Below are 26,050 nucleotides of genomic sequence, written 5' to 3' on the forward strand. Positions count from 1 at the left end.
CCCATGTGAGCGCATGGGAGGATGATGGTGGCCATTCACATGAAAGGTGGGGGGATGCCGCAGGAGATCGACGTCCGCAGAGTCGGACCCGAGGAGCTCATTCAGCGCGGCCTGATCGCTCGTCGCTACTACCTCGACGGACGCACTCGGGTTCAGATCGCCGAGGAGTTCGACCTCTCGCGCTTCAAGGTCGCTCGCATTCTCGAAGACGCCGTCGCGTCGGGAATGGTCGAGATCACCGTGCACGCACCGGAATCGATAGACATCGACCTTTCACGCGCACTGAAGGACAAGTTCGGGCTGCGAATGGCCTTCGCGGTGCGCACGGCCAGCGACGAACAGGACGAGCTCTGGGATGCCGTCGGACGCGTCACCGCCGATCTGCTGAGCGAGATCGTCACCGCTGCTGATGTTCTCGGTGTCGACTGTGGGCGCACGCTCTCACGGATGGCGACGCACATCGACGCCATCGCTGCGTGCGACGTCGTGCAGTTGACGGGAATGGCGGGCGCCGTCGGTGCTACGTCCGCCGACCTGGTCCGCCGCATCACCGAACTCGGAGGGGGGCGAGCGTGGTCGATGTACGCTCCGCTCGTGGTCTCGGAGGCGAGCACCTGCGCCGCACTGCGTCGCAGCCGAGGGATCAAAGAAACACTCAAACATCATGCTTCGGTGACGAAAGCAGTTGTCTCCATTGGTTCGTGGAGCCCAGGGCTCTCTCAGGTGTACGATCTCTTGGCGCCGGAGGAGGCCGAGAAGTTCGCAGACAGGGGAGTCGTTGCTGAATCGTGCGCGCTGCTGCTCGACGCCGAGGGCAACCACGTCGAAGGCTTGGCCGACCGCCGCATCGGCGTGTCCGAGGAAACTCTCCGCGGCATCGACCATGTCGTCGCCATCGCGGCGGGTGAGAAGAAGCTCGCGGCCGTCCGGTCGGTCCTCGAATCCGGGCTGGTCTCCTCGCTGATCATCGACGCCGGAACTGCCGCCGGACTCGTGCGCTAGTCGGGTGTCGCTGAGATTCGGGTGTCGGCGTAATTCGAGATCGGCTGACGGCTTATCTGCCCGTTGAATTCTCTTACCACATTGTCACCCAGAAGACATTTCTTGGTCCTATCAATTCCCTGACAACAAGATGCCACGAGAGTACCGTTATTTTTCCCAGTTCGTCCATGCGAGTGCGGCAAGGGGAACGATCATGTCTGATAGAACTCTGGTCAACCAAGGTGCGGCAAAGGGAACTTCGATGGCAGGGGCGGTTCTCCTCCTCACCGTCGGCATACTCGAAGCCCTGCAGGGAATCTCTGCTATCGCCAAAGACGATCTCATTGTCGTCGGCGACGAATACATCTACCAACTCGACGTCACGACGTGGGGATGGATACATCTCGTGCTCGGCGTGATCGTGGCTGCAGTCGGTGCGGCGTTGTTCACCGGAGCAACCTGGGCGCGCGTCGGTGCGGCAATGGTGTGCGCCCTGTCGATCATCGTGAACTTCATGTGGTTGCCTTTTTACCCGTTGTGGTCGATCACGATCATCGCGTTGAACGCGGTTGTGATTTGGGCGGTCGCGACGTGGAATCCTGAAAGAGTCTGACATGCGATGGACAACGTAGCGAGCGCAAACCCGCTCGACGAGGACGAACGCGCTGAACTTCTTCGGCTACGCAACGAAGTATCGACACTGCGCGCTGGGGCCGGTGGCGAGGCCGTCGCCGGCCCTAGCGTGCAGCGTTCACCGCGGAACGGGCTACGCTGGACGGCGGTCACAATATTGCTGGTTCTGGTCGCTGTTCTGGCGATCGCATCGGTCACCGCCCGCTTCACGAGAAGTCAGATCCTCGACACCGACCGCTACGTGGCCACGGTCGCACCCCTCGGTGAGAATTCGGCCATCCAGGCGGAGATCACGAACCAGATTACCGACGAGATCTTCACCCGGGTCGACGTCGAGGGGACCACCAAGAATGCCTTGACTGCGCTGACCGAAGTGTCGAACGCGTCCGCGAACGCTCCGCGCCTAGATCAGGCCGTTATCGGACTCACACCCGTGATCACCAGCCAGGCAAGAAACTTCGTCCATGACACCGTCGGTTCGCTAGTGCAGTCCCAGCAGTTCGAAGATCTTTGGGTCCAGGCGAATCGGGCCGCACACGACGCACTCGTCTCGGTGATGACTGGCAACTACGGCGTGAGCTCGGTTGCGGTCGACCAGAGCGGAACCGTCAGTATCTCCCTGGGCACAGTGATCGACAACGTGAAGGCCGCACTGACCGAGCGCGGTTTCGCCTTCGTCGACGAGATCCCTGCGGTGGACAAACAATTCGTGTTGTTCCAGTCACCCGAATTGGTGAAGGCACAGCGAGCCGTCTCCGCGCTCGATCGTGCCTCTGTGATCCTGCCGTGGCTGGGGATCGCCTGCGCTGCAGCCGCTGTCGCCCTCGCGCCCTCGCGCAGGAGGCTCCGTGCACTGGGCCTCGTAGGGTTGTCGATCGCACTGGGGATGCTTGTTCTGGCAATCGGACTACTCGTCGGACGCGCGAGCTACCTCGCCAGCGTTCCCGCCGATGTTCTCTCACCCGATGCTGCGTCTGCGGTGATCGACACCGTCTTGGTTCCGCTCCGCACGAGCCTGCGCGCGGTTGCAGTCCTCGGTCTGGTGGTCGCTATCGGCGCCTACCTCATCGGTGGCTCGGCATCCGCCGAAGCCGTGCGTCGCGGCTACGGGCAGGTGTTTGACGCCTTCCGCCGATCGGGAAGCGGCAGGCCACCGAACGGGGTTGAACGTTGGGCGAATCAAGTGCGAATTCCGCTGCAGTACTTCATAATCGGAGTAGGAGCGGTGGTGCTGATGTTCTGGCCGTACCCCACGGGGATGGTCGTGTTGTGGATCGTTCTCGGCGTAGTGCTGGCCCTCGCGGGACTTGAACTACTCGTCCGACCGGCTCGAGTGTTCGCCTCGTCCACGGGCGGAGGGAGAAGCCTTGAAAAAGAAGTCGAAGCATGACGAGCCTGAACGCGACTTGCCTATGCCCCACGCCGACCAACTCCCCGGGCCGTCGAGCGACAAGCCCCTGAAGAACGACAAACCCATGAAGAACAAGGAGTACCGCCGACTGCTCCGTCCGCTTCACGGTGAACTCGTCGCAATGCAGGAGTGGGTGAAGTTTTCGGGTGCGAAGATCTGCATCGTGTTCGAGGGGCGCGACACCGCAGGGAAAGGCGGAGTGATCAGGGCAATCACCGAGCGGGTCAGTCCGCGGGTGTTTCGCGTCGTGGCCCTGCCGGCTCCGACGGATCGTGAGAAGACGCAGATGTACATTCAGCGGTATCTGCTGCACTTCCCGGCCGCCGGGGAGGTTGTCATCTTCGACCGCAGTTGGTACAATCGCGCCGGCGTCGAACGGGTGATGGGTTTCTGTACCGAGGATGAAGCGAAACAGTTCCTTCAGCTGACCCCGGCCGTCGAACGTGCGATGGTCGACTCGGGGATCATTCTGCTCAAGTACTGGCTCGAGGTGAGCGAGGAACAGCAGACGCTTCGGTTGCAGAACCGCATCGACGACCCGCGGAAGACATGGAAGCTGTCGGATCTGGATCTGGAGTCCTACACCCGCTGGTACGACTACGCGCGGGCGCGTGACGAGATGTTCCACCTCACCGATACCGGCTGGGCGCCTTGGTATGTCGCCGTCAACGACGACAAGAAGCGCGGTCGACTGAACATCATCAGCCACCTCCTGAGTCAGATCCCGTACGAACCACCCGAGCGTCCCCGCATCACCCTTCCGGAGCGGCGGGGCGCAAGCGGTTACGAGGCGCCGAGGCAACCATTGCATTGGATCCCGACGCCGTATTGAGGTTCGCGCCGGAAAGGTCGAGAGGTCGAAGTCAGCTCGGGAAAGCCGTCCGCCACAGCCGAACCCAATCGAACACCGGTGCAGCAACACGTACCCCCGGCCTGTCTCGGGGAACCAGCACCCGCAAGGCGCCTGGGTGTACGGTGCACCGCACGGGAGTGCGGAGCAGGAGCGATTCACCGTCGACGCCCACGGGGATCTCCGGGGTGTCGGCCTCTACAATCACCTCTCTCGCCGTTGTCTGCGTCAAACCACGAACATTGTTGAGGCGCAGTAAGTCGACCGCTTCTCGGGTGTTCGATACAGACAGCGTGACCACGCCGAGGACGCCGCGATCGAGACGGTCGCGGCGGCTCAGACCCGCAAGGTCACTGGTGCCATAGGAATTGTTGCTCACCAGAACTGCTTGCGGCTCTTCCACCGCATTGGCACCGATATGCGCAACCAAACGTGGGCCGGAGTGCCCGGTCAGCAGATCGGGGAGCAGTTTCAGGACAGTTGCAGCCTTGTCGTCACGGTATGCGGGGCTGCTTACGATTTCGGCGTACACCCCGAAGGATGCGTTGTTGACGAAGGGCCGTCCATCGACCGCGCCCAGATCCACGCGCAGCTCGACACCATCCCGGAGTGCATCCAGCGATCGGGCCGGATCGGATCGATCGAGTCCGAGATCCATCGCGAAGTGGTTGCGGGTTCCGGCGCTGATCACCAAGAAGGGCAGGTCGTGTTCGGCCGCGACCGCCGCGACGAGCGCCTGGGTACCGTCCCCGCCGGCCACCCCCAGCAGATCCGCCCCCTGCTCGACAGCCTGCCGGGCCAGAGCCGCGACATCGATGTTGCCAGGGCCTTCCAGTAGCACTACCTCGGCGCCCAAAGCCTCGGCTTTGCGCTTCAAGTCGAATTTTGCGACCTTTCCGCCACCGGAATGCGGATTCATGATCATGAACGGATGCTGCGCTGGCGAGGCAGGGTATTCGGGCATGGTCGCCTCCGCGCGATGGGTACGCAAGGCGGCACGGGCGCAGACGCCCGCTGCCAGCGCGAGCAGGTAGGCAAGTAGGACCACCCACAGCAAGTGAGCCCGCACGAACACGGCGAGAACGATGACCGGTGTCACGATCGCCACTCCCAGGGATATCCACCTGAGCACCCCGCGTCGGGCGAGGAACCAGTACAACGACGCCACCGTGACCACGACGCCACCGATTTCCACGACGAGCAACGCCACGGCGCCCAGCACCCCGGCAAACAGCACGGGTACCGCCGCCGCAGCCACTGCCAACGCGAATGCCCCACGTGCCCACCAGCGCCGACCACGGTCACTGAAATTGGCAGAGTCTGATCCGTTCACGTGAGGGCCCCTCCCGGTTTCGCGTCCATTCCTTGCGACGGATCGACTTTTCATCGTATGTCCCATCTTCCACCTGTGGGAGAGGAATTCTGGGCGGTGTCCAGGAGTGTGCGCCGAGGCATCTCATCCGAGACGGGTGATTCGGAATCGACCGACCAGCTGCATAGTCGTGGGACCAATGCTGCCAGGCGGGTGAGTTCATGACTGCTGCAACGAAAACAGGTTCAGGGCTTGTGCTGACGGTGTTGGCGTCGAGTCAGTTCTTGATGACGCTGGACAGTTCGGTCATGAACGTGTCGATGGCTCAGGTTGCTGCCGACCTGGGCACGACAATTACCGGGATCCAGACAGCGATCACGCTCTACACGCTGGTGATGGCGACGCTCATGATCACCGGGGGCAAGATCGGCACCATCATCGGAAGGCGCCGAGCGTTTGCCCTCGGTCTCATCATCTACGGCCTCGGGTCGCTCACCACGGCATTGGCACCGAATCTTCCGGTGCTGTTGATCGGGTGGTCGTTACTCGAAGGCATGGGTGCGGCGCTGATCATGCCTGCCATCGTCGCGTTGGTTGCGGCGAACTTCCCTCCCGAAAAGCGATCAGCAGCATACGGTCTGGTCGCTGCGGCGGGCGCGATGGCGGTGGCGGCGGGACCCCTGATCGGGGGAGCGGTGACCACGTTCGCCTCGTGGCGGTACGTGTTCGTCGGTGAGGTCGTAATCGTCATTGTGATCTTGTTGGTGCTGCGTCGCATCAACGATGTTCCGCCTGCAAAAGTTCGGCTCGATCTGGTCGGCTCCGTGTTGTCGGTGGCCAGCCTGGGTCTGATCGTGTTCGGCGTGCTCAGGTCGGGTGAGTGGGGGTGGATTCAGCCGAAACCGGGAGGCTCCGAAATCGCGGGCTTGTCACCGGTGATCTGGCTGCTGCTGGCCGGAACGATGCTCTTGTACGTATTCATGAGATGGCAGACGCATCTTGCCGAGTCCGGCAGAGAGCCGTTGATCGATCCGCGGCTGTTTCGCAACCGTCAGTTGACCGGTGGGCTCACCATGTTCTTTGCGCAGTTCACCGTCCAGGCGGGCGTCTTCTTCACCGTGCCGCTGTTCCTGTCTGTCGTACTGGAATTGAGCGCCCTGCAGACCGGCATACGACTCATCCCGCTGTCGATTGCGTTGCTCGTCGCGGCTGCTGGCATTCCGAAGCTGTGGCCTCGTGCGAACCCGCGTCGAGTCGTGCGGTGGGGGTTGGCGTCGATGACAATCGGCATCCTGGTGTTGGTTGCCGGGCTCGATCCCGGTGCCAATGCCGGCATCGTTGCGGTACCGATGCTTCTCATGGGCCTGGGGCTCGGGGCCCTGGCCTCGCAGCTCGGAGCGGTGACGGTATCGGCCGTGCCGGATTCGCAGAGCGCAGAGGTCGGCGGATTGCAGAACACGGCTACCAATCTCGGTGCATCACTCGGAACTGCGCTGATCGGATCCGTTCTCATCGCAACCCTGAGCGCGACGATCGTTGCGGGCATTCAATCGAATCCCGATGTTCCGGCCGCAACGAAGGAGCAGGCTTCGACCGAACTTGCCAGCGGTGTTCCGTTCCTGTCCGATTCCCAGCTGAGAGTTGCCCTGAACGAGGCGTCGGTGTCGGAATCGACTGCTCAGGAGATTGTGGACCTCAATGCGGATGCTCGGCTCGAGGCACTGCGAGTAGCACTGGCGCTGGCAGCTCTGCTGGGGCTGACGGCCTTGTTCTTCACGGGTAACATTCCGCGGCAGGCGCCTGCCGCTCAGGTGCCCGAGAACCCGTAGCCGAGAACCCGTAGCCGAGAACCCGTAGCCGGGAAGCTGTCAGCGGTGAGAACTGTTTCACCGCAATGGATATGGCGCGCGTCCACCCAACATGATGTTGCTCGAGATCAAGTTGGATTCTCAGTTCTACTCCATCCACTGTAACGACGTGTCAGCGGTGGGCGGCCGAGAGAAATTGGCGCGTCGCAGCGTCGACGATCTGCTGCGGTGTCGCGTCGATCTCATCCCCGAGCCATGCGACGACGAGTTCGGCGAGTCCGCCGATGAACAGGAGTCCGTGAATGGACGATTGCGGCTGCGGCCAGGCGCGCTCGCCGAACAGTTCATGGGATTCCTCGGCGACGATCCGCGAGAAGTCTCGCATCAACTCTCGGCGGTGCGTGCGAAGGGATTCGACTGCGGACGACTCGATCAGCGCCACGCGACCCTTGCGCCTGTCCTCGGTGAGAACGGCGACAAAGGCTGCGATCGCATTCTCGACCTGCTTGTCGACGGTTGCTGCGGGGGAGTGCAGGGCGCTGAGCGCGGCGAGTTTGATTTCCTCGGATACCGCGTCGACGACGTGCCGCAGTAGATCGTCTCGGCTGGTGAAGCTTTCGTAGAAGTAACGCTCGGTGAGCTTCGCCTGCGCGCAGACAGCCGTCATCGTCGCCCCGGCAGCTCCGGCGGTGGCGAACACCTCCAACCCGGCTTCGAGCAAGCGTGCTCGACGCTCGGCAGCGCGGTCGTCGGCGCTCATGCCTGCGTAGCGACGCGTGGTGGGTGTCATGGATAGATGTTGACAGATCCGAGGAGTGTGACGCACACTACATCCAATCTGACATGACCCCCTGTCAGATTGACGGAGGTGCACATGACACGCGTTTTGGCTGCTCCACCAGCGGAGTCTCGACTCCAGGCTGTATCCGGCGACGGCGGCTTGCCGGTCGTCGGGCACACGCTGAACTACATCCGAGATCCACTCGCCCTGTTTCAGCAGCGTTGGAACAAGTACGGCGAGGTGTCGTGGATGACCATGGCAGGGAAGCGATGGATCACGGTCCTCGGGCCCGACGCCTGCCAGGAGGTTCTGCAGAACAAGGACAGGGCCTTCGTCAACAGCGACGGTTGGTCGCTGCTGATCGGCCCGTTCTTTCACGGCGGATTGATGCTCCTCGACTCCGAGGAGCACATGCGACACCGCCGGATCATGCAGCAGGCCTTCACCCGGGAACGGCTCGTCAAGTCGGTGGCGTCATTGAACCCGGTCGTCGCCGCAGGTCTCGACGCGTGGAACCCGTGCTCTGGCTTTCGTGTGTATCCCGCGCTCAAGGCGCTCACACTCGACGTGGCCACCGACATCTTCATGGGCGGGGCGGAGGGGAGCACGCCTGCCGAGATCGCCGAGATCAACGACAGCTTCGTAGCGTGCGTGCAGGCCGCGACGTCGATCGTGCGGTATCGACTGCCGCGAACGAGGTGGAAGCGTGGCCTCGACGGGCGTCGGATGCTCGACGAGTTCTTCCGGCGCTACCTTCCGGCGCGGCGTGCCACCGAGACCGACGACATGTTTTCGGTGCTGTGCCACATCGAGTCCGACACCGGTCAGCGGTTCACCGACGACGAAGTGGTCGATCACATGATCTTCCTGCTCATGGCCGCCCACGACACGTCGACGATCACGCTATCGACCATGATGCAATACCTTGGTCAGCATCCCGAATGGCAGGACAAATGCCGTGCGGAATCGCTCGGGCTCGGCACGGATTCGCCGACGCTCGGTCAGTTGGATCAACTCGAGAGTGTCGACCTGGTGATGAAGGAATGCCTCCGGTTGGTATCCCCGACGCCGGTGGTCGCCCGTCGCGCGATCAAGGACACCGAGGTGCAGGGGCACTTCGTCCCGGCCGGGACCTTCGCGGCGGTGGCGCCGCACTTCACCCATCACATGTCCGAGTACTGGCCCGACCCCGAGGCGTTCGACCCCGGCAGGTTCGCCTCGGACCGCCGCGAGGACAAGGTGCATCGCTACGCGTGGGAGCCGTTCGGCGGTGGCGTCCACAAGTGCATCGGCATGTTCTTCGCGGGCGCCGAGATCAAGACGATCATGCACCACCTGCTGCTGAAGTTCGACTGGTCCGTCCCGGCGGATTACGTTGCGCCACTGAACTTCACCTCCCTGCCCTTTCCTGAGGACGGGCAGCCGGTGAATTTGCGACGCCGGTAGCTCAGCCGAGTCGGTCGGTCAGCCAATCGATGATGTCGGAGGTGACCTCGTCGCGGTTGGTTTCGTTGACGATTTCGTGCCGGGCTCCGAGGTAGATCTTGACGGTGACCTCGCTCAGTCCTGCTTCGCGGTACCGGGAGGCGAGTAGTTCGATGAGCTGCCCACCGTCGGCCAGCGGATCATCGGATCCCGAGGTCAGGAGCAACGGTAGGTCCGAGCGGATCTCGCCGAGCTTCCTCGGGTCGGCGAGCTCGTCCGCACCGGTGAACAGGGCGGGCACCGTGGTGTCGGGAAGGTCGAAGCCACACAGCGGGTCGGCAACGTAGGTGTCGACTTCTGCCTCGTCGCGGGTAAGCCACTCGTAGCCGGTGCGGTGCTCGAACGCGCTGTTGAAGACGCTGAGGTCTCCCGCGGGGGCGTCGGCCATGTTCGCTGCCAGGACGTCGAGCGTCGTCGATCCGGACAGGACGACCCCGTCGTACAGATCAGAGCGTTCGATCAGAACATGTTGCGCAGCAAAAGATCCCATCGAGTGAGCAAACAGGAACAGTGGCAGGTTCGGGTGGTCCAACCGTAGTGACTCCCCAAGTTGTTCGATGTCCGACCACAACGCGGCAAATCCTTGTGCGCCGAAATCGCCCGGTGTGTCGGTGATCGACGAACCGTGTCCGCGGTGGTCGGAGGCAATGGCATGGAAGCCGGCGCTGTTCAGCGCTCCCGCGAAGCGGGCATAGCGGCTGCCGTGTTCGGCCAATCCGTGCGCGATCTGAACCACTCCGCGCGCAGGCTCGGCCGTGGTGGGCCACGTGTAAGTGCTGATCCTCAGCTCGTCCTGCATGGAAACGTACGACGATGCGTTGGCCACGGATTGCTCCTTCGACGGTGAGGGGGTCGTGGTCGAACATATCGCCAGCCGGGGCTCCAGCGGAGGAGATTGCAGACCTTTACGATCCGCCGAGGACCGGCGAGAAGTGCTCGACGATCGGAAATGGATCGTAGAAGTGGTGCAGCAACTTTTTCCACTGCAGGTACTCGTTGGACTGCCGAAATCCTTCGGTGTGGTCCTCGAGCGTCATCCACTCGACCAGTAGAACGTAGACGTCGGGGCGCTCTATCCCGCGCGAGAGCCTCAACGACACGAAGCCCGGCATCGACGAGATGATCGACTTGGCTTCCGCGAAGGCGGTTTCGAACTCGTCGGATCGGGAGGGTGCAACGTGCAGCAGTGCGTGCTCCAAGATCATCGGCACAGTATGGCAGTGCGCGCTCGAGCTCTGAATCCATGAACTCCCCGCACGTATGGCGTGCGGGGAGTTCATGCGGCGGAGTCGTGTCAGCTGACGCTCAGGGCCAGTTCGTCGTCGGCGACGTCGACGGCGACCTTGCCGCCCTCGATGAGGATGTCGTCGAGCAGCAAGTCGGCGATTCGGTCGTCGAGTGCACGCTGTATAGAGCGACGCAGCGGCCTAGCGCCGAACTCGGGTTGGTGACCGTTCGCCGCCAGCCAATCGACCGCAGAGTCACTGAAGGTGATCTCGATGCCCTTCGCCGACAGGCGCTCGCGGCTCTCCTCGAGCATCAGGTCGGTGATGCGGTGCAGCTGCTCGGTGTCGAGCTTTCGGAACACCACGATCTCGTCGATTCGGTTGAGGAACTCGGGTCGCATAGCCTCCCGTAGCCGTCCCATCACGCGGTCCCGCAGTGGTTTGTCGTCGGCGTCGCCTGTCGTGAAGCCGAGACCGCCCGACTTGCTCGAGATGATGTCCGAGCCGAGGTTGCTCGTCATGATCACCACTGTGTTGCGGAAATTCACCGTGCGGCCTTGCCCGTCGGTGAGCCGTCCGTCGTCGAGCACCTGCAGAAGCGTGTCGAACACATCCGGGTGAGCCTTTTCGATCTCGTCGAGCAGCACCACCGAGTACGGGTTGCGCCGAACCTGTTCGGTCAGCTGGCCTGCCTCGCCGTATCCGACATACCCCGGAGGTGCACCGACCAGCCGGCTTACCGTGTGCCGCTCGCCGAACTCGCTCATGTCCACGCGGAGCATTTTCTTCTCGTCACCGAAAAGCGATGCAGCGAGGGCCTTTGCGAGCTCGGTCTTGCCGACGCCGGTCGGGCCGAGGAACAGGAAGCTGCCGACGGGACGGTCGGGATCGCTCATGCCGGTCCGGCTGCGGCGTACCGCGCGGGCGATGGCCTCGACGGCTTCGTCCTGGCCGACGACGCGCTCGTGCAACTCCGACTCCAGTCGACGCAGGCGTTCCTTCTCCTCCTGTGTCATCTGGCTGGCGGGGATACCCGTCGCGCGAGAAACCACGCCGGCGATGTCCTCGGCAGTCACCTCCAGCGTGACTTGCTCGGTAGCGGTGCCGGTCAGGCGGGCCTGGAGCTTCGCGGACTCGTCGCGCAATTGCGACGCACGCTCGTAGTCCTCTTGCGCGATTGCTTGTTCCTTCTCGGCATCGAGTGCCGCGCGCTGCTTTTCGATGGCCTCGACATCCACCGACGGGCGGCTCAGCTGCTTTCGAGCGCCCGCCTGATCGATGAGGTCGATGGCCTTGTCAGGCAGGAATCGGTCGCCGATGTAGCGATCGGACAACTCGACGGCCGCGTCGATCGCCTCGTCGGTGTAGCGGACGCCGTGGTGCTCCTCGTAGCGACTCCGCAGACCCGTGAGTATTGCTTTCGCGTCGCTGATGCTGGGCTCGGGGACCGTGACCGGCTGGAACCGGCGTTCGAGAGCGGGGTCTTTCTCGATGTTGGTGCGGTACTCGTCCTGCGTGGTCGCACCGACGATGTGCAGCTCACCGCGAGCCAGCTTGGGCTTGAGGATGTTGCCGGCGTCCATTGCTCCCTCTGCGCCTCCGCCCGCACCGGCGATGGTGTGGACCTCATCGATGAAGACAATCAGCTCGTCCTTGTTGGCCGAGATTTCGTCGATCACCTTGGTGAGGCGTTCTTCGAAGTCGCCGCGGTACCGAGTGCCGGCGACCATCGACGAGAGGTCGAGCTGAACTATTCGCTTGTTCAGCAGGCGATCCGGTACATCCCCGTCGACGATGCGTTGGGCGAGGCCCTCGACGACGGCCGTCTTGCCGACGCCGGCTTCGCCGACCAGAACGGGGTTGTTCTTGGTGCGGCGCGAGAGGATCTCGATGGTTTGCGCGATCTCGTCGGCGCGTCCGATGACGGGGTCGACGCCACCCTCGCGTGCGCGTCCGGTCAGGTCGACGCCGTACTTGTCGAGCGTCGGCGTGCCCGAGTCGGACTTGGGTTCGACCGAGCCGCCCTTGATCGCAGTCTGCAACCCGTCCGGGGTGATCCCTTCGGACGTGAGCAGACGGCCGGCGATGTGGTCCTGATCGGCAGCGAACGCGAGAAACAGGTGCTCGGGGTCGATGTATGTGGAGCCCAACGTTTGGGCGATGTGATGAGCTTCGAGAATTGCGGTCTTCAGGGTGCTGCTGAGCACGGTGGCGTTGACTGCAGCGCCCGCACGCGATTGCGGGAGCCTCAGCTCCACGGCATCGACCACGGCGGGGGACTGGACGCCCGCGCGCTGCATGAGGCTGCGGGTGGGGTCGTGCTGCGCCATGACGTGCAGCACATGCAGCGCGTCGAGCTCGGCGTCGCCGCGACCGGCAGCAAACGTGGCTGCATCGCCGATGAGCGATTGGGTCGACCTGCTCATCAGGCGACTGATGTCGATGCGACGCGGGCCCTCGGGTCCCAGGAATGCCGGCATTGAGTTCCTCCTACGGAAGATTGAGCGACTTCGACTCAACTAACGTGCTCGGAGGCGTATCAATTCCCGCCGGACAGAAAAATCTTCAGCGCTTCTTCGTGCCCGGCAGAATTCCCGCGGTGAGGACTGCCTTGACGTAGGGGCGCGCGCTGGTGATCAGCTCCTCCGCGTCGGAAACGTTGCGCCAGATCGAGGAGGCCAGCACATCGGTGCGGCCCTCGATATGGGCATCGAGCGCGACTCCCTCGTCCGTGAGTGCCTCGCCGTCCTCGGAGTGCGTGAGCAGCCCGCGGGTCTGCAAACGCTCGGCCGCCGCGTTCCATTCCTCATCCGACCACTGCCGAGTGAGCTGCGTTATCCGCTTACCGAGCACCTTGCGCGCCTTCGGGTCGGGGTGCGTCGCGTCGTGGAACACGACGGCTTCGATGGGATCCAGTTCGGCGTCGACGAGGGTCGCAATGTGGCCGTCACCGCGCCACTCCCTCATGACGGCGATAGCGTGCCACAGGGCGAGGTGCGGCAATTCGGGACTGGGCGAGCAATGCCATGCCGCGGACAGCGGACGTCCCGCGAACACTGCGGTCTCGCTGATCTCGTGGAGCCGTCCGGCGATCTTGGCCAGCTCGGGATCGGTTGCGAGTGGGCCGAGAGCGTCGCTGAGCACGTTGTCGAGCATCGCCCAGCGTCGAGCTGACACGGTGTCCAGCCCGGCTTCGACCGCCTGCGGCCACACCCGCTCGATCAGCTCGGGGTTGAAGTTGTAGAACGCGGACGTGACGACGCTGGCCGCGCACGGCCCCATCGGAGCCGCCCGCGCACCGACGTACCAGGCGTGCCCGTCGAGCCCTGTCTCCTCGCCGACCGACCTCAGCTGCGGGTTGAAGTACGCGGCGAGGTGGTAGGGCTCGAGGGTCTTGTACGCGGCCCGGGCAATGGCGGTCGATGTGTCGTTGCTCATGGTGCCCGAACCTACCTGCTCCAGGTGACACCTCGGCTGATCCTGAAGTGGAACCGATTCGTCCCCGTTCGCGTCGAAATCTATGAACGACCGACCTTCCGATAGGAGTGCACCGACGTGAACGTGGATCCGGCAATACTGCGTGCGTTCGCGGGGATGCTCGGGCAGTCGGCAGGTGCATTGGATGGGATCGACGCCCTGGCACCGTTCAGGGCCTCGGAGGGGGCGGTCAAGGGCACCGACTTCGACCAAGCCAACACGCTGTCTGCCGCTGCTGCTGCGGCCGCTGTTCAGGGCCTTGCCGGGCGCCTCGGTTCGGTCGCTGAAATCGCTGCCGGCGTAGCCAACGACTATCAGGTTGCCGAGAGCGAGTTCACTGAGAAGCTGGTGTCGATGGGCGGACCGAAATGAGCCTCACTGTCTCGCAAGTGCGGAGTTGGAAGCCGGACGCGCTCCGTTCGACGCAAGTCGCCCTCACGGAGGTTGTGAGACGTGTCGATGGACAGCGCACGAGTGTGCTCCGAGAACAGGACGATCTGGCTGACTCGTGGGGTGGTGACGCCGCAAACGCTGCTGCTGCTCGCATCGTCACAGAGTGTTCGCGAATGGGCCACGTCGCAGGACACCTCGAGGTACTCGGCGCAGCGTACGAGGCAGCGGCGCGCATGTTGGAGGCTGCAAGAGAACATGTCGAGTTCGAAGTCAGCGCAGCAACTTCCAGTTCCTTCGACGTCAACGACGAGGGAGTGGCGAATGCCGAGGCGGCTGTTGCGTTGTTGCCGGCCGGTATCGTGAACGTCGGCGAACTTGCCCGCGACCTCAGGCACGCCGCTGCGGAGCAGTCCGTTCGAATCGCAGAGGCTCTTCGCCAGGCTGCTGAGACGGCAGCCGAAGCCGCAAGCCGGCTCGACGAGCCCACCTTGCAGCTGGCAAAGCTGGGGCTCGAGAATCCACCGGGTCGATTCGTCGAGAACGCGGAGGGAGAGTTCACCTGGAAACCCGATATTCCGGCAACGACGGCGTCGTCGATCATCTCCGGGATGACGACCTCGGTGACGGAGGGATTGAAGAACGCTGCCGCCGGATCCGTTGATGATGTCGCCCGAAATATCGGACGGGGATTCGGGGCCTTCGGGGCAGTTCTCGGTACGGTGCCTGCCATCAAGAACGACATCGACGGTGGCATGGATGTAACCCAAGCGGTGGTCACGAATTCAGTGGGGACGTTGGCCGGTGTGGGAACAGCTATTGGAGTGGGTGCCGCTGCTGGGTCGGTCGTCCCCGGTGTCGGTACCGTCGCCGGCGCGCTAGGTGGACTGGTTCTGGGTGGACTCGCTGCGTATGGAGTCACCAAGGGTATGCAATGGGCTTGGTGAGCATTGAATCGCGGGACGGGGAAGAAACGTGAACGAAGAGGGGCTCGAATCCAGGGTGCATGTGGCTCCAACCTGGAGAGCATATTGGCCGAGGCGTGTCGGCATCGTGCTGTTGGTTTCGGCAAGCGGCATAACGCTCGCCGGGGCGTTGTCACTGGCGATGGCCTTTTCGGGAGTTAAGGATAAGGACTGGGGTATCGCGCTTGGAGGCGCGGCCTTCGGGCTGGGAATGCTGTTGCTCAGCTCGACAGTCTTCGCCTTGGCAGGAATTCAGCTACGCAGGCCATGGCGCAAGGTCAAGTTGATCATTGATGAGCACCGGGGGCCTGGGCTTCAGCTCCGGCGTCGGTTGACGGGTCTCCTGCTTGCCGCATTTCTCGCGATGACGGTATGGGCCGTGGTTGCCGTTGTTGTGCAGTTCCGTGGAACCTCGGAGTCCTTGCTGCCATCATCTCGCAACAATGATGAGGGTGGTGTGATCGTGCTTGGCATGACAGTTGGTCTGATTCTGTTCATCATTGTCTGCCTGCTACAGGCGCGAACCGATGTGTCGCTGTACCCAGATGGAATCCTGCGTCAGGCGCGTCGTCGTCGGTTGTTGCGGTCCGAGTGCGTCGAGGAGTTTCTCCGATGGGAGGATATCGACGAAGTCAAGGTCGATACACACGATGTGCACACGGCTTACTCGACGGTGAAGAATCCGATCATCAGACTCGTCTCCAGTAGCCTCGATCCCTCTCGGAAGTTGGAGCGTTTCGATACCGAAGACTCCATGGCATTGAGGGCGTACGAGCTGGGCGCTGAGCCGAACGCGATCATGGCTTTGGTTCTGTGGTGTCACGAGAATCTCTGGGCAAGAGAGCGGTTGGCCCGCGAGGACGCGCGTGAATTGCTTCACGCGCCACCTCTGAGGGAACGGCTACGACTCTCCCGCGAGGCGGTGAAGAAACCACAGTGAGCAACCCCAAGACCATAAGTCAGTACCTCGACGAACAAAGAGTCGATCTGTCCACCGCCTCTGTCGACGAATGTTCGCGTCTGGACATCGTTCTCACCCAGCCCGCCGGATGGAACCGGGCACCCGAAACCATGTTTCCGCACGCCGCTGCCGTGTTTTTCGACGACACGAGTGTCGTCGACGGATTCGCACCGAATGTGGTGATACTGGTTGGCGCGTTGTCCCGAGCGGTCGATGCGGAGGAGTTGCTGTCCTACGGGTTCAACGATTCGCGCGCCCTCCCCCAATGGGCCGAGATCACCCGTGATCGCGACCAATTCTGTGGCCTACCGTCCGTGTCCATCAGCGGGCGCTACCGAAACAGTGAACATCAATTGGTCGGCCGCACCCGATACACCGTCGTACATCCCCTCGTCGATCAGTATCTGGTGCAGCTAACGGCCACGATCTCGGCCTCGCAGTGGGCCACATTGGGTTCGCGCATGGAAGCTTTGACCGACTCGGTGACAATCGGGCGTCAATGACTCACCGGCCGAGGCTTTTTGCCAGGTAAACCCCAGTGTGCGTATCGGACTTGACCAACTCGTCGACGGTTCCGGTGAAGACGACCTTGCCACCGTTGTGACCGCCGTCGGGACCGAGGTCGATCACCCAGTCCGCAGCCGCGACAACGTCGAGATTGTGCTCGATCACGATCACAGTGCGGCCCTCGTCGACCATGCCGGACAGCAGCCCGATGAGGTTCGCAACATCCGACGGGTGCAACCCGGTCGTCGGTTCATCGAGAACAAGGATCGGTGATGATCCGACGAGCTCTGTTGCCAGCTTGAGTCGTTGACGCTCGCCACCCGACAAAGACGAAAGATTCTGGCCGAGAGACAGATACCCGAGACCGACGTCGGAGCAGCGATGCAGAATGTCGCGTATCTTCTTGACCTCGAAGAAGTCTTGGGCGTCCTCGACAGACATCTCGAAGATGTCCGCGATGCTGATGCCGTCGACGGTATGCCGGATTGCTCCGGGGCGAAACCGTCTGCCCTGGCACGTCTCGCACGTGCTCGACACTGGGTCGGTGAACCCCAGGTCGGTGAAGATGATCCCGCTGCCCTGGCAGTCCGGGCACGCGCCGTCGGAGTTCGGCGAGAACAGCGACGCGGGTTGGCCCGTCTTCTTCGCGAAGTAGGCCCGGATGGGATCGAGTAGCCCGGAGTAGGTGGCGGGGGAGGAGCGACGCGACCCGCGGATGGGTGACTGGTCGATGATGACGGCCTCGGGTGCCACGGAACGTAGATGGCCGTGGATGAGAGAGGACTTGCCGGACCCGGCGACCCCGGTGACGGCAGTCATGACCCCCAGCGGCACGTCGACGCTCACGTTCTGCAAGTTGTGTGTGTTCGCGCCCGCGATGTGCAAGAAGTCGGTCGGGGTCCGGGAAGTTCGGACGATGGCGTTGTCGCGGCGGAGCGCGGTACCGGTGCGTGTGTCGGCCGTCCTGAGTTCATCGAACGTGCCCTCGAAGACGACTGTGCCGCCGGCCTTGCCTGCGCCCGGTCCGATTTCAACGATGCGGTCGGCGATCGACATCACCTCGGGATCATGTTCGACGACCAGCACGGTATTTCCCTTGTCTCGCAACGCAAGCAACATCTCGTCGAGGCGGTGTACGTCACGTGGATGCAGGCCTGTGGTTGGTTCGTCGAAGACATAGAGCATGTCGTTGAGCGTTGCGCCGAGGTGTCGAACCATCTTGATGCGCTGCGATTCCCCGCCGGACAGCGTCGATGTTGCGCGGTCGAGGCTGAGGTAACCGAGTCCGAGGTCGACAAGTCTGCGCAATTGGGTGACGATCTCCGAGCGCGGAGCGTCGAGATCCTTCAGCGTCCAGGTGTCGATGAGCTCGGCGAGTTCGGAGACCTGCATGGCGAAGGCGTCGGGTAGCGAGAGTCCCTCGAGCGTCGCGCCGCGGATGGTCTCGTTATAGCGTGTTCCGCCGCATGCGTCGCAGACTCCGCGCGTGACGATGCGATCGAACGCTGCTTTCGCCTTGCCCTTCAAAGCGTCGGCGTCCTTCGACAGGTAGCTGCGCCGGAACCGCGAGACGATGCCCTCGTAGGTCTTCATGATCGCGTCCGGATTGACCATCGCGACCTCGCCGGGCTTGGCATCGAAGAACAGGTGACGCTCACGGGCGGAGTACTGCTCGATCGGCACGTCGAGGTCGAACAAACCGGAGTCGGCGAACACACGGTACGGCCACTTGCCCGGCTCGAAGTCCGGGTGCTTGAAGGGGCCCTCGCGCAACGACTTCGACTCGTCGACGAGTTGATCCATGTCGATCACCTTGGCCTCGCCGAGGCCCTCGCATTCGAGGCACATCCCGGCGGGGTCGTTGAAGGAGAACGCGTTGGCGTACCCGATCGACGGCTTCACCCCGCGCGACCACAGCATTCGCAACCAGTCGCCGATGTCGGTGATGGTGCCGACCGTCGAGCGCGGACCGCCGAACAACCGCTTCTGGTCGACGATGATGACTGCCGAGAGATTGGCGATGAGATCGGCGTCGGGGCGGCCGTACGACGGCAGAAACGTTTGCGCGAAGGCGGTGAACGTCGAGTTGATTTGCCGCTGGGCCTCGGCCGCGATGGTGTCGAACACCAACGATGACTTGCCGGAGCCGGACACCCCTGCAAAGACCACCAGCTTCCGCTTGGGAATGTCCAGATCGATCTCGTGCAGGTTGTTCTCGCGCGCGCCTCGAATGACGATCGTGGAGAGTGCGTCGGCTGGATTCGTCTCGGTTTGATTCGACGCGGCAGGGGTCATCTCGGGAGGGCACCTTTCACCGGGCATGGTTAGTCCACGCCGAAACTGACGGGGACGCGACGAGTCTACCGTACACCGTACGACAAGAAGCGCTCAAGTTCGCCGCGAGCTATTGCGTGACCCACGCCCGTGTGGCTGTTCCAGCCTGCGGCGCCAGTCCGATTGTGAAGTAGAACACACATACCCCCTATTTGGTCTGAGGCATCATGACTACACCCAAGAGTCGACCGCCGCGAGTACTTTCTCCAGGCCCCACACCGAATCGTGACCGTGCGATCCGTACCCTCGTGGCAGCGCCCGTTCTGGCATTGTCATTTTTTCTCGCAGCGTGCGGCGGAGAGTCGACCCCGTCGAGTCCCGAGGCGCCAACTCTGACCGGCACAACCTCGTCGCAAGCGTCTTTCACCACTTCAGCCACAACCACTGCTCAGTCGTCGACCACGACGGTGCTCCCGGATCTGCCGCGCGTAGACAATTCGGACGACGATCGCAACTACGTTCCGGTACCCGCTGCACCACCACCACCACCACCGCCACCGCCGCCGCCGCCACCACCACCACCGGAACCAGAACCGGCTGTCGTTCCTCAGGGGGCGGGATCCGTCTACTACAAAAATTGCACGGCAGCACGAGCCGCCGGTGCGGCGCCTGTTTACGTTGGTGAAGCTGGCTATGGATCACACTTGGATCGCGACAACGACGGCATTGGATGTGAGGTTTCGTGAAGGACGGGAGCTGTATTGCGCTGAGTGCCTACTGCTCTTGATGATGCAGTGCATGTTTCGCCCTTCAGGCTCGTGCAGACCCATCCACGTTCATGCTCAGGATCAGGCCGTCACCTCAGCATCGTTGATTGCGGTCCCTTCAGTCGCCGTCGATCCTCGTCCTCGGTGTTCGTAGGCCACACTTCGATCACGTAAATTTCCTGTGTGGGTGGATCGTTGGCGTCTCGATGCTCGCCCACTGCCAACCGTCGGTTGCGTTCGTATGCGCGTCCTCGATAGAACCCAGGTCCGCTCGGTGTCACCGATGACTGGAACAGTCCCGCTCCCTCGGCCGCAAGGGGTAGTACTCGCCTGAAGCAACGCGCGTGAACGCGCTCAACGCCCGAAAACTGATCTCTTCGATCGTGTCCCAGTCGCCCGAGTGCAGCTGTGACGGTTCGCTTTCGAGTGCCCGGACCGAAATGCCGACCTGCCCCGCATTACGCCGGTGGTAACCGTTGCGATGCCCGGGGCCGCGGTGAGGAAATCGAATCCCTCCGGTGGATCGGGTGGAGGTAGGTAGTCGTCGACGTCCTCGGTCGATTCCACGTCGGGATATGCCGGATCTGCCATTGGAACATCAATCAACCAGCGGGACCGGTATTCGGCCATGACTCAACCACGCATTTCGATCATTCGTCGAACACCGTTCTCTCTCAACGTGAAATGACATTATCAATGCTTCCTGCCGAAGTACGACTCATCAGCTAGCACCCTGAACCACTCCAGGCCGCTCCCAGGTGTTCGACGGGGTTTCTGCGGGCGGGCCCAGCAGGAACCCCTGTCCCTGAACCGAACCGGGCAAGGCATCGAGTTGGTCGGTGGTTTCGATTCCTTCCACCACGCACCCTAGCTGCAAGTCGCGGGCGAGGGCGATGATGGCTCGGACGATGCTGCTGCTGGTCGAGTCACTGGTCATGGTTGCGGTGAACGACCGGTCGATCTTCACCGCGCTGACGGGCAGGGTGGCGAGGTAGCGCAGGCTTGCGAAACCGGTGCCGAAGTCGTCGATGGCGATGCCCACACCACCGTCGCGCAGCTCGCCGAGTTGACGCAGCATCGAAGAGCCCGACTCCAATAGCACTGACTCGGTGAGCTCCAGCACCAAGTCTTCGGGTGATAGCCCGTGTCGGTCGAGGGCTGCTCCGACCACAGCGGACATGTCGACATGCTGGGCCTGTCGGGGGCTGAGATTGACCGCGACTGTGACGGGCACGTCCTTTGCGGAGGTGGGCGGGTGCGCTGTTCGCCACCGCACGAGCATGGCCAGGGCGTCATCGAGTACCCGCTTGCCGAGGCGAGTGATGAGTCCAGTGTCCTCGGCGACCGGGATGAAGCGCTCGGGTGTTATCTCCGCACCGCTCGCGTCCTGCAAGCGACTCAGAGCTTCGAAGCTGACCAACCGACCGCTGTCGAGCTGGTGTATCGGTTGAGAGACCACACTGAGGGTCGCTGTGCAATTGCCATCGGAATCGAGGGCCTCCCGCAGGGTCTGCTCGATGTGTGCACGTTCTAGTGCGTTCGCGCGCAGGGCATCGTCGAACAGTTCGATTCTGTCTTTGCCGAGCTGTTTGGCGCGGTACATTGCGGAGTCGGCGTCCCGTAGCACCTCCTGTGCGCTGGTTCCTTTGCGCGCCAGTACTATTCCGATGCTCGCTGACACCACGTACTGGCGGCCGCGGTGCTCTATCGGTGCGGCCAACACCTGTCGGATGCGTTGGGCGACTTTCTCTGCCACGCCGACACTCGTTCCCGAGGAGGAGTCGTGCTCGGCGGGCATTGCATCGACGACGAGTACGAATTCGTCGCCCCCGACCCGCGCGATCGAGTCGTTCGCCCGCAACACAGAGCGCAGGCGGTGGGCGACCTCGACGAGCACCGCGTCACCAGCGTCGTGCCCGCCGGTGTCGTTGACGCGCTTGAAACCGTCCAGGTCGCAGAACAGTACGGCAGCGGCCGCGCCGGCTAGCTCGCCACGTTCGATAGCGGAGCCGATCCGGTCCAGAAGCAGCATGCGGTTGGGCAGCCCCGTCAGCGGATCTTGCAGCGCAGCGCGTTCGAGGGCCCGCTCGGCCTCGACGAAATCGGTCACCTCACGGACGACGGACAATACCTCCGTGACCTTCCCTGACGGCCCCCGGCGGAACGGTGTGCTGCGGCGCGAAAGCCATCGGGTCTCTCCGTCGGCCCCTCGCACTCGGTATCGAGTAGTGAGGCTCTCTCCGTCGGGTAGTGATGCTGCCTGCCGGTCGGCAGTGCGGAGGCGGTCGACATCGTCTGCCAGCACTGCGGTTTCCAGGTGGTCCTCTTCTGTGCCGTCCGCTCGGTCGAGCCCGTGCCAGGGCGGCAAGTCGTCCGGAAGGGGGCCTTCCAACAGCGACCGGAGGCTGCGTGAGGCCCACGTCAGATTGCCGGTGCTCACGTCGGTCACGGTGGTGATGTCTGGCGAGGCGGTCAACACCGCGTCACGGAACGCCCTGGCCCGATCCAGTTCTGACTTCGCCTCGCGCTCGGCGGTGACGTCCTCGGACAGCACCATGGCCCCGATGATCCGATCGGACCCATCGCGTAGCGGCCGGGCTCGGACCTGGAAGGTTTTGCCGGTGCGGGAACTGATCCAGTCGAAAGACGACTCGTTTCCGGCAACCGCTGCCGTGTAGTGCGGTTCCAGCTCGGCGTATACGTCCGGAGGCATCGTCTCGCGCAGGAGCTTCTTCTCCAGCAGCCGCCTGTTGTACCCCTCTGCTGCGAGATCCGCGCCCTCGACGAGGACGAAGCGTAGGTCGGGGTCAAGCAAGAACACCATGGTGTGCGGCAAGTTCGCTGCCAGCTGCCGGTACCGGGCCTCGCTCGCATCGTCGAACATGGCAGGCGAGCGAAGCAGTGGACCGTATGACCGACGCAATCCGAGGTAGACGACCCCCGCCAGCGCCGTCGACGCGGTCACCGCGATGTCGATGCCGCCACCCATCGACTCCCGCATGATCGAGATCACTCCGGCGTCGGATCCTCCGAGATGCGAGGCATGGTGGTCGGATCCTGCCAGCAGGTGCACCGCGTGCAGCACATGGTGCGCAGCGCAGGTAACGAAGATGGCCGCTGTCGCCAGCGCCAGTCGATTGTTTCTCAGCTGCCCGGTCCGGCGAAGGCCCCGGACGATGAACAATACGATCCCCAGGTATGCCGCAGCAGTGACTACGTTGAAGACCACCACCCATACCCAGCCGCTCCCCACGGGCCGAGAGTATCCCAATCTCACGCCAGCGTGAGGTCGGGAACTTTTCGGAGGTGACGCGTATCGGCGATCTACCGCCTACCCACAATTCGGTGCTGAAACCCCGGCTACTTCTTACCGGCCGCCCATTGCATGCCCCAGCCGTATTTCTTGTCGAGATCGGACTGGCTGCCCTGGATGTATTCGACCTGCCTGGTGACGGTGAAACCCTGCTTGCCGTTCTCGAGCAGTGCGATTGCGCAGATTCGTGCGGAGTTGCTCTCCGAGTCGAGTTTGACCTCGATCTGTGGTCCGGAGGTGGGGAAGAGCGTCACGACGCCATCAACGGCTGCCCAGTTGGGTGCGCCCTCGTAGATCATCGCGAAAACGAGGATCCGCTTGAACAACTCGGGACGGGCGAGGTTGATGTGCATGTTCTCGCCGCCGGTGACCGAGCCGGAACGGTCGTCGCCGTCGAGCGCGATGTACGGGGCTCTGTCGACCGCACCGAAACTGTTGCCGAGAGCCTGGATGACACCTTTGGTGCCGTCGGCAAGCTCGTAGAGGCAGCCGAGGTCGAGGTCGACGCCACCGCTTCCGTACGACGCGGCCGCCAGCTTGGCGAAGAAGCCCTTCTTCTTCGGCTGCGGTGCCCCAGCGCCCGTCGACCAGTTCAGGTTGACGCGCATCGAGCCCTGCTTCTCACCAGACTTGGTGAGGCTGACCGAGGGCTGCGCCTTGGACAGCGTCACCTTGCTGAGGCTGACCGGTGGTTCCGCGGGGGTCGAAGGTTTGCGGGTGTAATCGATTGCCATGAAGAGCCTTCTGTTCGGGATGTCCGGTTTGCACCGTTGAGCCTAGTCGCGATGGCCACGGGTCGGCCATTGGCCGATCTGCCGCGCGAGCTCAGGCCTGTACGACGCCCACGACGGGCGCGAATTCGCACGGCGGCAGCGCGCTGCGATCGGGTGGTGCGTCAGAAGGGGTTGTAGACGTAGACCTGTCGGAGGCCTGCGGCAGATCCGGTCTGTGGTGTGATCGGAGTGAGAGCGTGATTCTTGCCTGCGAGATCGGTTTGTGTGCACCAGCTTTGTGCGTGAAATGAATTGCATTCGATCTTGTGGCTGGTCCCGAACGGGCTGATGATGATCGAGCGGTCGCTCTTGCTCCCGTATGCAGCCGGATCGACAACGCTGACAAACTTGTCCGTGTAATCCCACGGCCCGAAAGGGTTCTCGTTGGACGGCTGAGCACCCGCAGTCGGGGCGAACGTCAACAAGCTTGCGGCAGATATTCCCAGTACAGCTAGCGCCTCCTTCAGCATGAGGTCTCCATTCATCGGCGATCGCGCGTGATTCCTCTTCATCGAGACCGCAGGAACGTGCGTTACCTCAGGCGCGACGGCCGAGGCTCTTCAGTGAATGGAAAACGAAGTACAGGAAACGCAGCGGTGGCGGGGGAGTAAACGGTGTTTGCCCTCGCTCGAAGGACATATCCGTCATGCGAACATGTGGGCCGGTCGAGCCGAGGGGGAAGCGGACAACATGCTGAAAGCTGCACGGAGAGCGCTCGCGATGGGATTATGCGTTGCGTTCGCTGCGATAGCGATGGGCGGTGTTGCCACCGCAGAAACGCCGTCGCCGACGCAATTGCAGGAAGCCGTCGTCAACTGGGCGTCGGAGATCGGCGCACCCGGCATGACCGCGCAGATCGTCGATACCGACGGGGTGCTCGCGGCAGCATCGACCGGTATCGACGGGAACGGTGACCCCGTCGACGACGGCTCCCCGTTCGTTTGGGGGTCGGTGTCCAAGCAACTGACCGCCGCCACCGTGCTCGGTCTCGAGCAAGAGGGTGTCATCGACGCGGAAGCTCCCGTCGTCGCCATCGTGCCGCAGGCCAGTGGCATGCTTGCCGATCCCGCCACCACCGTCGACGATCTCGTGCACCATACGAGCGGCCTCCCGCACGATCTCAGCGTCACTGACGATTGGACTCGGCGGGAGTCGGCAGCCGAACTCGCGGGTTCGCTTCCGCAGCCGGCCGGCGTCTCCGAGCGCGGTGAGTTCCGGTACTCGAGCTTGAATTACCTTCTGTTGCAGGCAGTGGTCGAGGAATCCACCGGTGGCTCGTTCGCGGACGCCCTCGAAAGTGAGGTGCTGGGGCCCGCCGATGCGACCGACACCATCACCGACCCGACCCAGTACACCGAGGATGTTCCGCCGGGGCATGTGCCGTTCTTCGGCTCGGCCAAGCCGATCGACGTCGGCGTCGACTCCGCGGGGCTCGGCTACGGCTATCTGGCTGGATCCATCGAGGAGTTGGGCCGGTACGCGTCGTGGCGTCTGGGGGAGTTGCAGGACGGGGAAGCCTCCATGCCCGCGGTGGACACGGGGCAGGGGACGGAATACGGCGCCGGCTTGTTCCACGAGAACATCGACGGACAGGAGGTGTGGTGGCACTCGGGTGCAGTGCCCGGCTACTACACCTATGTCGCGTTCGTTCCCGGTGAGAACACGGCAATAGTGTTGGCTACCAACAAATACGGAGAGATCGAAGCCGAGCGCATCGCTGCAGTGGGGCGCAATCTCACAACATTGGTGCTCGATGGGTCGACGACAGCGTTGCCGAGTTCGCTGGCGTTGCCGGCCCTCGGCATTCTGCTCGGCCTCGTGGCGGTGCTGGTCGCGGTGATCGCGTGGGTGATCACTGGTCTGTTCACCGGTAAGACTCGTGAGCGATCCCTCGTCGGCGCCGGTGTGCGTATCGCGATTGCGGCGCTTGTCGGTGGCGCTGTGTTGTTCGGCGCCTTCATCGGCGTGCCGTCACTGGTCGGGGCCTCACTGTCGGTCATGTGGCTCTGGGCTCCCGATGTCACCCTCGTGTTCTGGGTTCTGCTCGGCACCGTGTTCCTCGCCACGGCCCTCGTGGTCGCCAACGAGGTGGTCAATTACAAACGTTTCCGTATGGACTAGTCCCGCCTCCGCCGA

General features: G+C 63.1%; 22 protein-coding genes. 12 read left to right on the forward strand and 10 right to left on the reverse strand.

Annotation, left to right across the window (positions count from 1 at the left end):
* The first annotated feature begins 54 nt into the window (after positions 1 to 54).
* From KVY23_RS14285 to ppk2, 4 genes are all read left to right on the forward strand, one after another.
* A complete protein-coding gene (locus KVY23_RS14285) occupies positions 55 to 1,002 on the forward strand; it encodes a sugar-binding transcriptional regulator (RefSeq protein WP_206510317.1) in 948 nt (315 codons plus the stop codon).
* Between the two features lie 193 nt (positions 1,003 to 1,195).
* Entirely contained in the window at positions 1,196 to 1,594 is a 399-nt protein-coding gene (locus tag KVY23_RS14290) for a hypothetical protein (RefSeq protein WP_075837920.1), read from the forward strand.
* Between the two features lie 6 nt (positions 1,595 to 1,600).
* Complete coding sequence (locus KVY23_RS14295) at positions 1,601 to 3,004, forward strand: hypothetical protein (RefSeq protein WP_230557147.1); 1,404 nt, start codon at positions 1,601 to 1,603, stop codon at positions 3,002 to 3,004.
* The gene (gene ppk2, locus KVY23_RS14300; protein ID WP_374108726.1) at positions 2,982 to 3,857 is read left to right on the forward strand and encodes a polyphosphate kinase 2; all 876 of its coding nucleotides are present in this window, start codon (positions 2,982 to 2,984) and stop codon (positions 3,855 to 3,857) included. The genes KVY23_RS14295 and ppk2 overlap by 23 nt, the downstream gene beginning before the upstream one ends.
* Before the next feature lie 31 nt (positions 3,858 to 3,888).
* Here ppk2 and KVY23_RS14305 read toward each other — a convergent pair whose 3' ends face one another.
* Positions 3,889 to 5,208: a diacylglycerol kinase family protein gene (locus KVY23_RS14305; RefSeq protein WP_230557148.1), complete on the reverse strand. Its 1,320-nt coding sequence runs from the start codon at positions 5,206 to 5,208 to the stop codon at positions 3,889 to 3,891.
* 200 nt (positions 5,209 to 5,408) lie between these two features.
* Between KVY23_RS14305 and KVY23_RS14310 the strand changes: the two genes are divergently transcribed.
* Positions 5,409 to 7,016, forward strand: a complete 1,608-nt coding sequence (locus tag KVY23_RS14310) for an MFS transporter (protein ID WP_230557149.1) — start codon at positions 5,409 to 5,411, stop codon at positions 7,014 to 7,016.
* Between the two features lie 151 nt (positions 7,017 to 7,167).
* Here the strand turns inward: KVY23_RS14310 and KVY23_RS14315 are convergent, their stop codons facing one another.
* The gene (locus KVY23_RS14315) at positions 7,168 to 7,785 is read right to left on the reverse strand and encodes a TetR/AcrR family transcriptional regulator (protein ID WP_206510322.1); all 618 of its coding nucleotides are present in this window, start codon (positions 7,783 to 7,785) and stop codon (positions 7,168 to 7,170) included.
* Between the two features lie 84 nt (positions 7,786 to 7,869).
* On the opposite strand from KVY23_RS14315, the gene KVY23_RS14320 reads away from it, so the two are divergent.
* The gene (locus tag KVY23_RS14320; RefSeq protein ID WP_230557150.1) at positions 7,870 to 9,222 is read left to right on the forward strand and encodes a cytochrome P450; all 1,353 of its coding nucleotides are present in this window, start codon (positions 7,870 to 7,872) and stop codon (positions 9,220 to 9,222) included.
* 1 nt (position 9,223) lies between these two features.
* Here KVY23_RS14320 and KVY23_RS14325 read toward each other — a convergent pair whose 3' ends face one another.
* The 4 genes from KVY23_RS14325 to KVY23_RS14340 all read right to left on the reverse strand — a co-directional run bounded on the left by KVY23_RS14325 (position 9,224) and on the right by KVY23_RS14340 (position 13,925).
* A complete protein-coding gene (locus KVY23_RS14325; protein ID WP_230557151.1) occupies positions 9,224 to 10,087 on the reverse strand; it encodes an alpha/beta fold hydrolase in 864 nt (287 codons plus the stop codon).
* Between the two features lie 79 nt (positions 10,088 to 10,166).
* Positions 10,167 to 10,466 (reverse strand): antibiotic biosynthesis monooxygenase, encoded by a 300-nt coding sequence (locus KVY23_RS14330; protein WP_230557152.1) that lies wholly within the window; start codon positions 10,464 to 10,466, stop codon positions 10,167 to 10,169.
* Between the two features lie 89 nt (positions 10,467 to 10,555).
* On the reverse strand, positions 10,556 to 12,967 hold the full coding sequence (locus tag KVY23_RS14335; RefSeq protein ID WP_206510325.1) for an ATP-dependent Clp protease ATP-binding subunit: 2,412 nt from the start codon (positions 12,965 to 12,967) through the stop codon (positions 10,556 to 10,558).
* Positions 12,968 to 13,052: 85 nt separating this feature from the next.
* Positions 13,053 to 13,925 carry a hypothetical protein gene (locus KVY23_RS14340; RefSeq protein WP_230557153.1) on the reverse strand — a complete coding sequence of 291 codons (873 nt, stop codon included), beginning with the start codon at positions 13,923 to 13,925 and terminating at the stop codon, positions 13,053 to 13,055.
* A gap of 117 nt (positions 13,926 to 14,042) precedes the next feature.
* Here KVY23_RS14340 and KVY23_RS14345 point away from each other — a divergent pair, with 117 nt between their 5' ends.
* The 4 genes from KVY23_RS14345 to KVY23_RS14360 all read left to right on the forward strand — a co-directional run bounded on the left by KVY23_RS14345 (position 14,043) and on the right by KVY23_RS14360 (position 16,783).
* Positions 14,043 to 14,336 (forward strand): hypothetical protein, encoded by a 294-nt coding sequence (locus tag KVY23_RS14345; protein WP_230557154.1) that lies wholly within the window; start codon positions 14,043 to 14,045, stop codon positions 14,334 to 14,336.
* 194 nt (positions 14,337 to 14,530) lie between these two features.
* On the forward strand, positions 14,531 to 15,301 hold the full coding sequence (locus KVY23_RS14350; protein WP_230557155.1) for a hypothetical protein: 771 nt from the start codon (positions 14,531 to 14,533) through the stop codon (positions 15,299 to 15,301).
* A 106-nt stretch (positions 15,302 to 15,407) separates the two neighbouring features.
* Complete coding sequence (locus KVY23_RS14355) at positions 15,408 to 16,259, forward strand: hypothetical protein (RefSeq protein ID WP_230557156.1); 852 nt, start codon at positions 15,408 to 15,410, stop codon at positions 16,257 to 16,259.
* Positions 16,256 to 16,783 carry an LpqN/LpqT family lipoprotein gene (locus tag KVY23_RS14360; RefSeq protein WP_230557157.1) on the forward strand — a complete coding sequence of 176 codons (528 nt, stop codon included), beginning with the start codon at positions 16,256 to 16,258 and terminating at the stop codon, positions 16,781 to 16,783. The genes KVY23_RS14355 and KVY23_RS14360 overlap by 4 nt, the downstream gene beginning before the upstream one ends.
* 1 nt (position 16,784) lies before the next feature.
* Here the strand turns inward: KVY23_RS14360 and KVY23_RS14365 are convergent, their stop codons facing one another.
* On the reverse strand, positions 16,785 to 19,082 hold the full coding sequence (locus KVY23_RS14365; protein WP_230557158.1) for an excinuclease ABC subunit UvrA: 2,298 nt from the start codon (positions 19,080 to 19,082) through the stop codon (positions 16,785 to 16,787).
* A gap of 206 nt (positions 19,083 to 19,288) precedes the next feature.
* On the opposite strand from KVY23_RS14365, the gene KVY23_RS14370 reads away from it, so the two are divergent.
* Complete coding sequence (locus tag KVY23_RS14370) at positions 19,289 to 19,807, forward strand: excalibur calcium-binding domain-containing protein (protein ID WP_230557159.1); 519 nt, start codon at positions 19,289 to 19,291, stop codon at positions 19,805 to 19,807.
* Positions 19,808 to 20,549: 742 nt separating this feature from the next.
* Here KVY23_RS14370 and KVY23_RS14375 read toward each other — a convergent pair.
* The 3 genes from KVY23_RS14375 to KVY23_RS14385 form a co-directional block, all read right to left on the reverse strand.
* A complete protein-coding gene (locus KVY23_RS14375) occupies positions 20,550 to 23,081 on the reverse strand; it encodes a bifunctional diguanylate cyclase/phosphodiesterase (protein ID WP_230557160.1) in 2,532 nt (843 codons plus the stop codon).
* A gap of 107 nt (positions 23,082 to 23,188) precedes the next feature.
* Positions 23,189 to 23,875, reverse strand: coding sequence for a tellurium resistance protein (locus KVY23_RS14380; RefSeq protein ID WP_230557161.1), 687 nt, complete (start codon positions 23,873 to 23,875; stop codon positions 23,189 to 23,191).
* 161 nt (positions 23,876 to 24,036) lie between these two features.
* Positions 24,037 to 24,384: a hypothetical protein gene (locus tag KVY23_RS14385; protein WP_230557162.1), complete on the reverse strand. Its 348-nt coding sequence runs from the start codon at positions 24,382 to 24,384 to the stop codon at positions 24,037 to 24,039.
* 184 nt (positions 24,385 to 24,568) lie between these two features.
* Here KVY23_RS14385 and KVY23_RS14390 point away from each other — a divergent pair, with 184 nt between their 5' ends.
* The gene (locus KVY23_RS14390; RefSeq protein ID WP_230557163.1) at positions 24,569 to 26,035 is read left to right on the forward strand and encodes a serine hydrolase; all 1,467 of its coding nucleotides are present in this window, start codon (positions 24,569 to 24,571) and stop codon (positions 26,033 to 26,035) included.
* The last annotated feature ends 15 nt before the right edge of the window (positions 26,036 to 26,050 follow it).

It is taken from the genome of Rhodococcus sp. I2R, assembly GCF_020889545.1.
Taxonomy (GTDB): Bacteria; Actinomycetota; Actinomycetes; order Mycobacteriales; family Mycobacteriaceae; genus Rhodococcoides.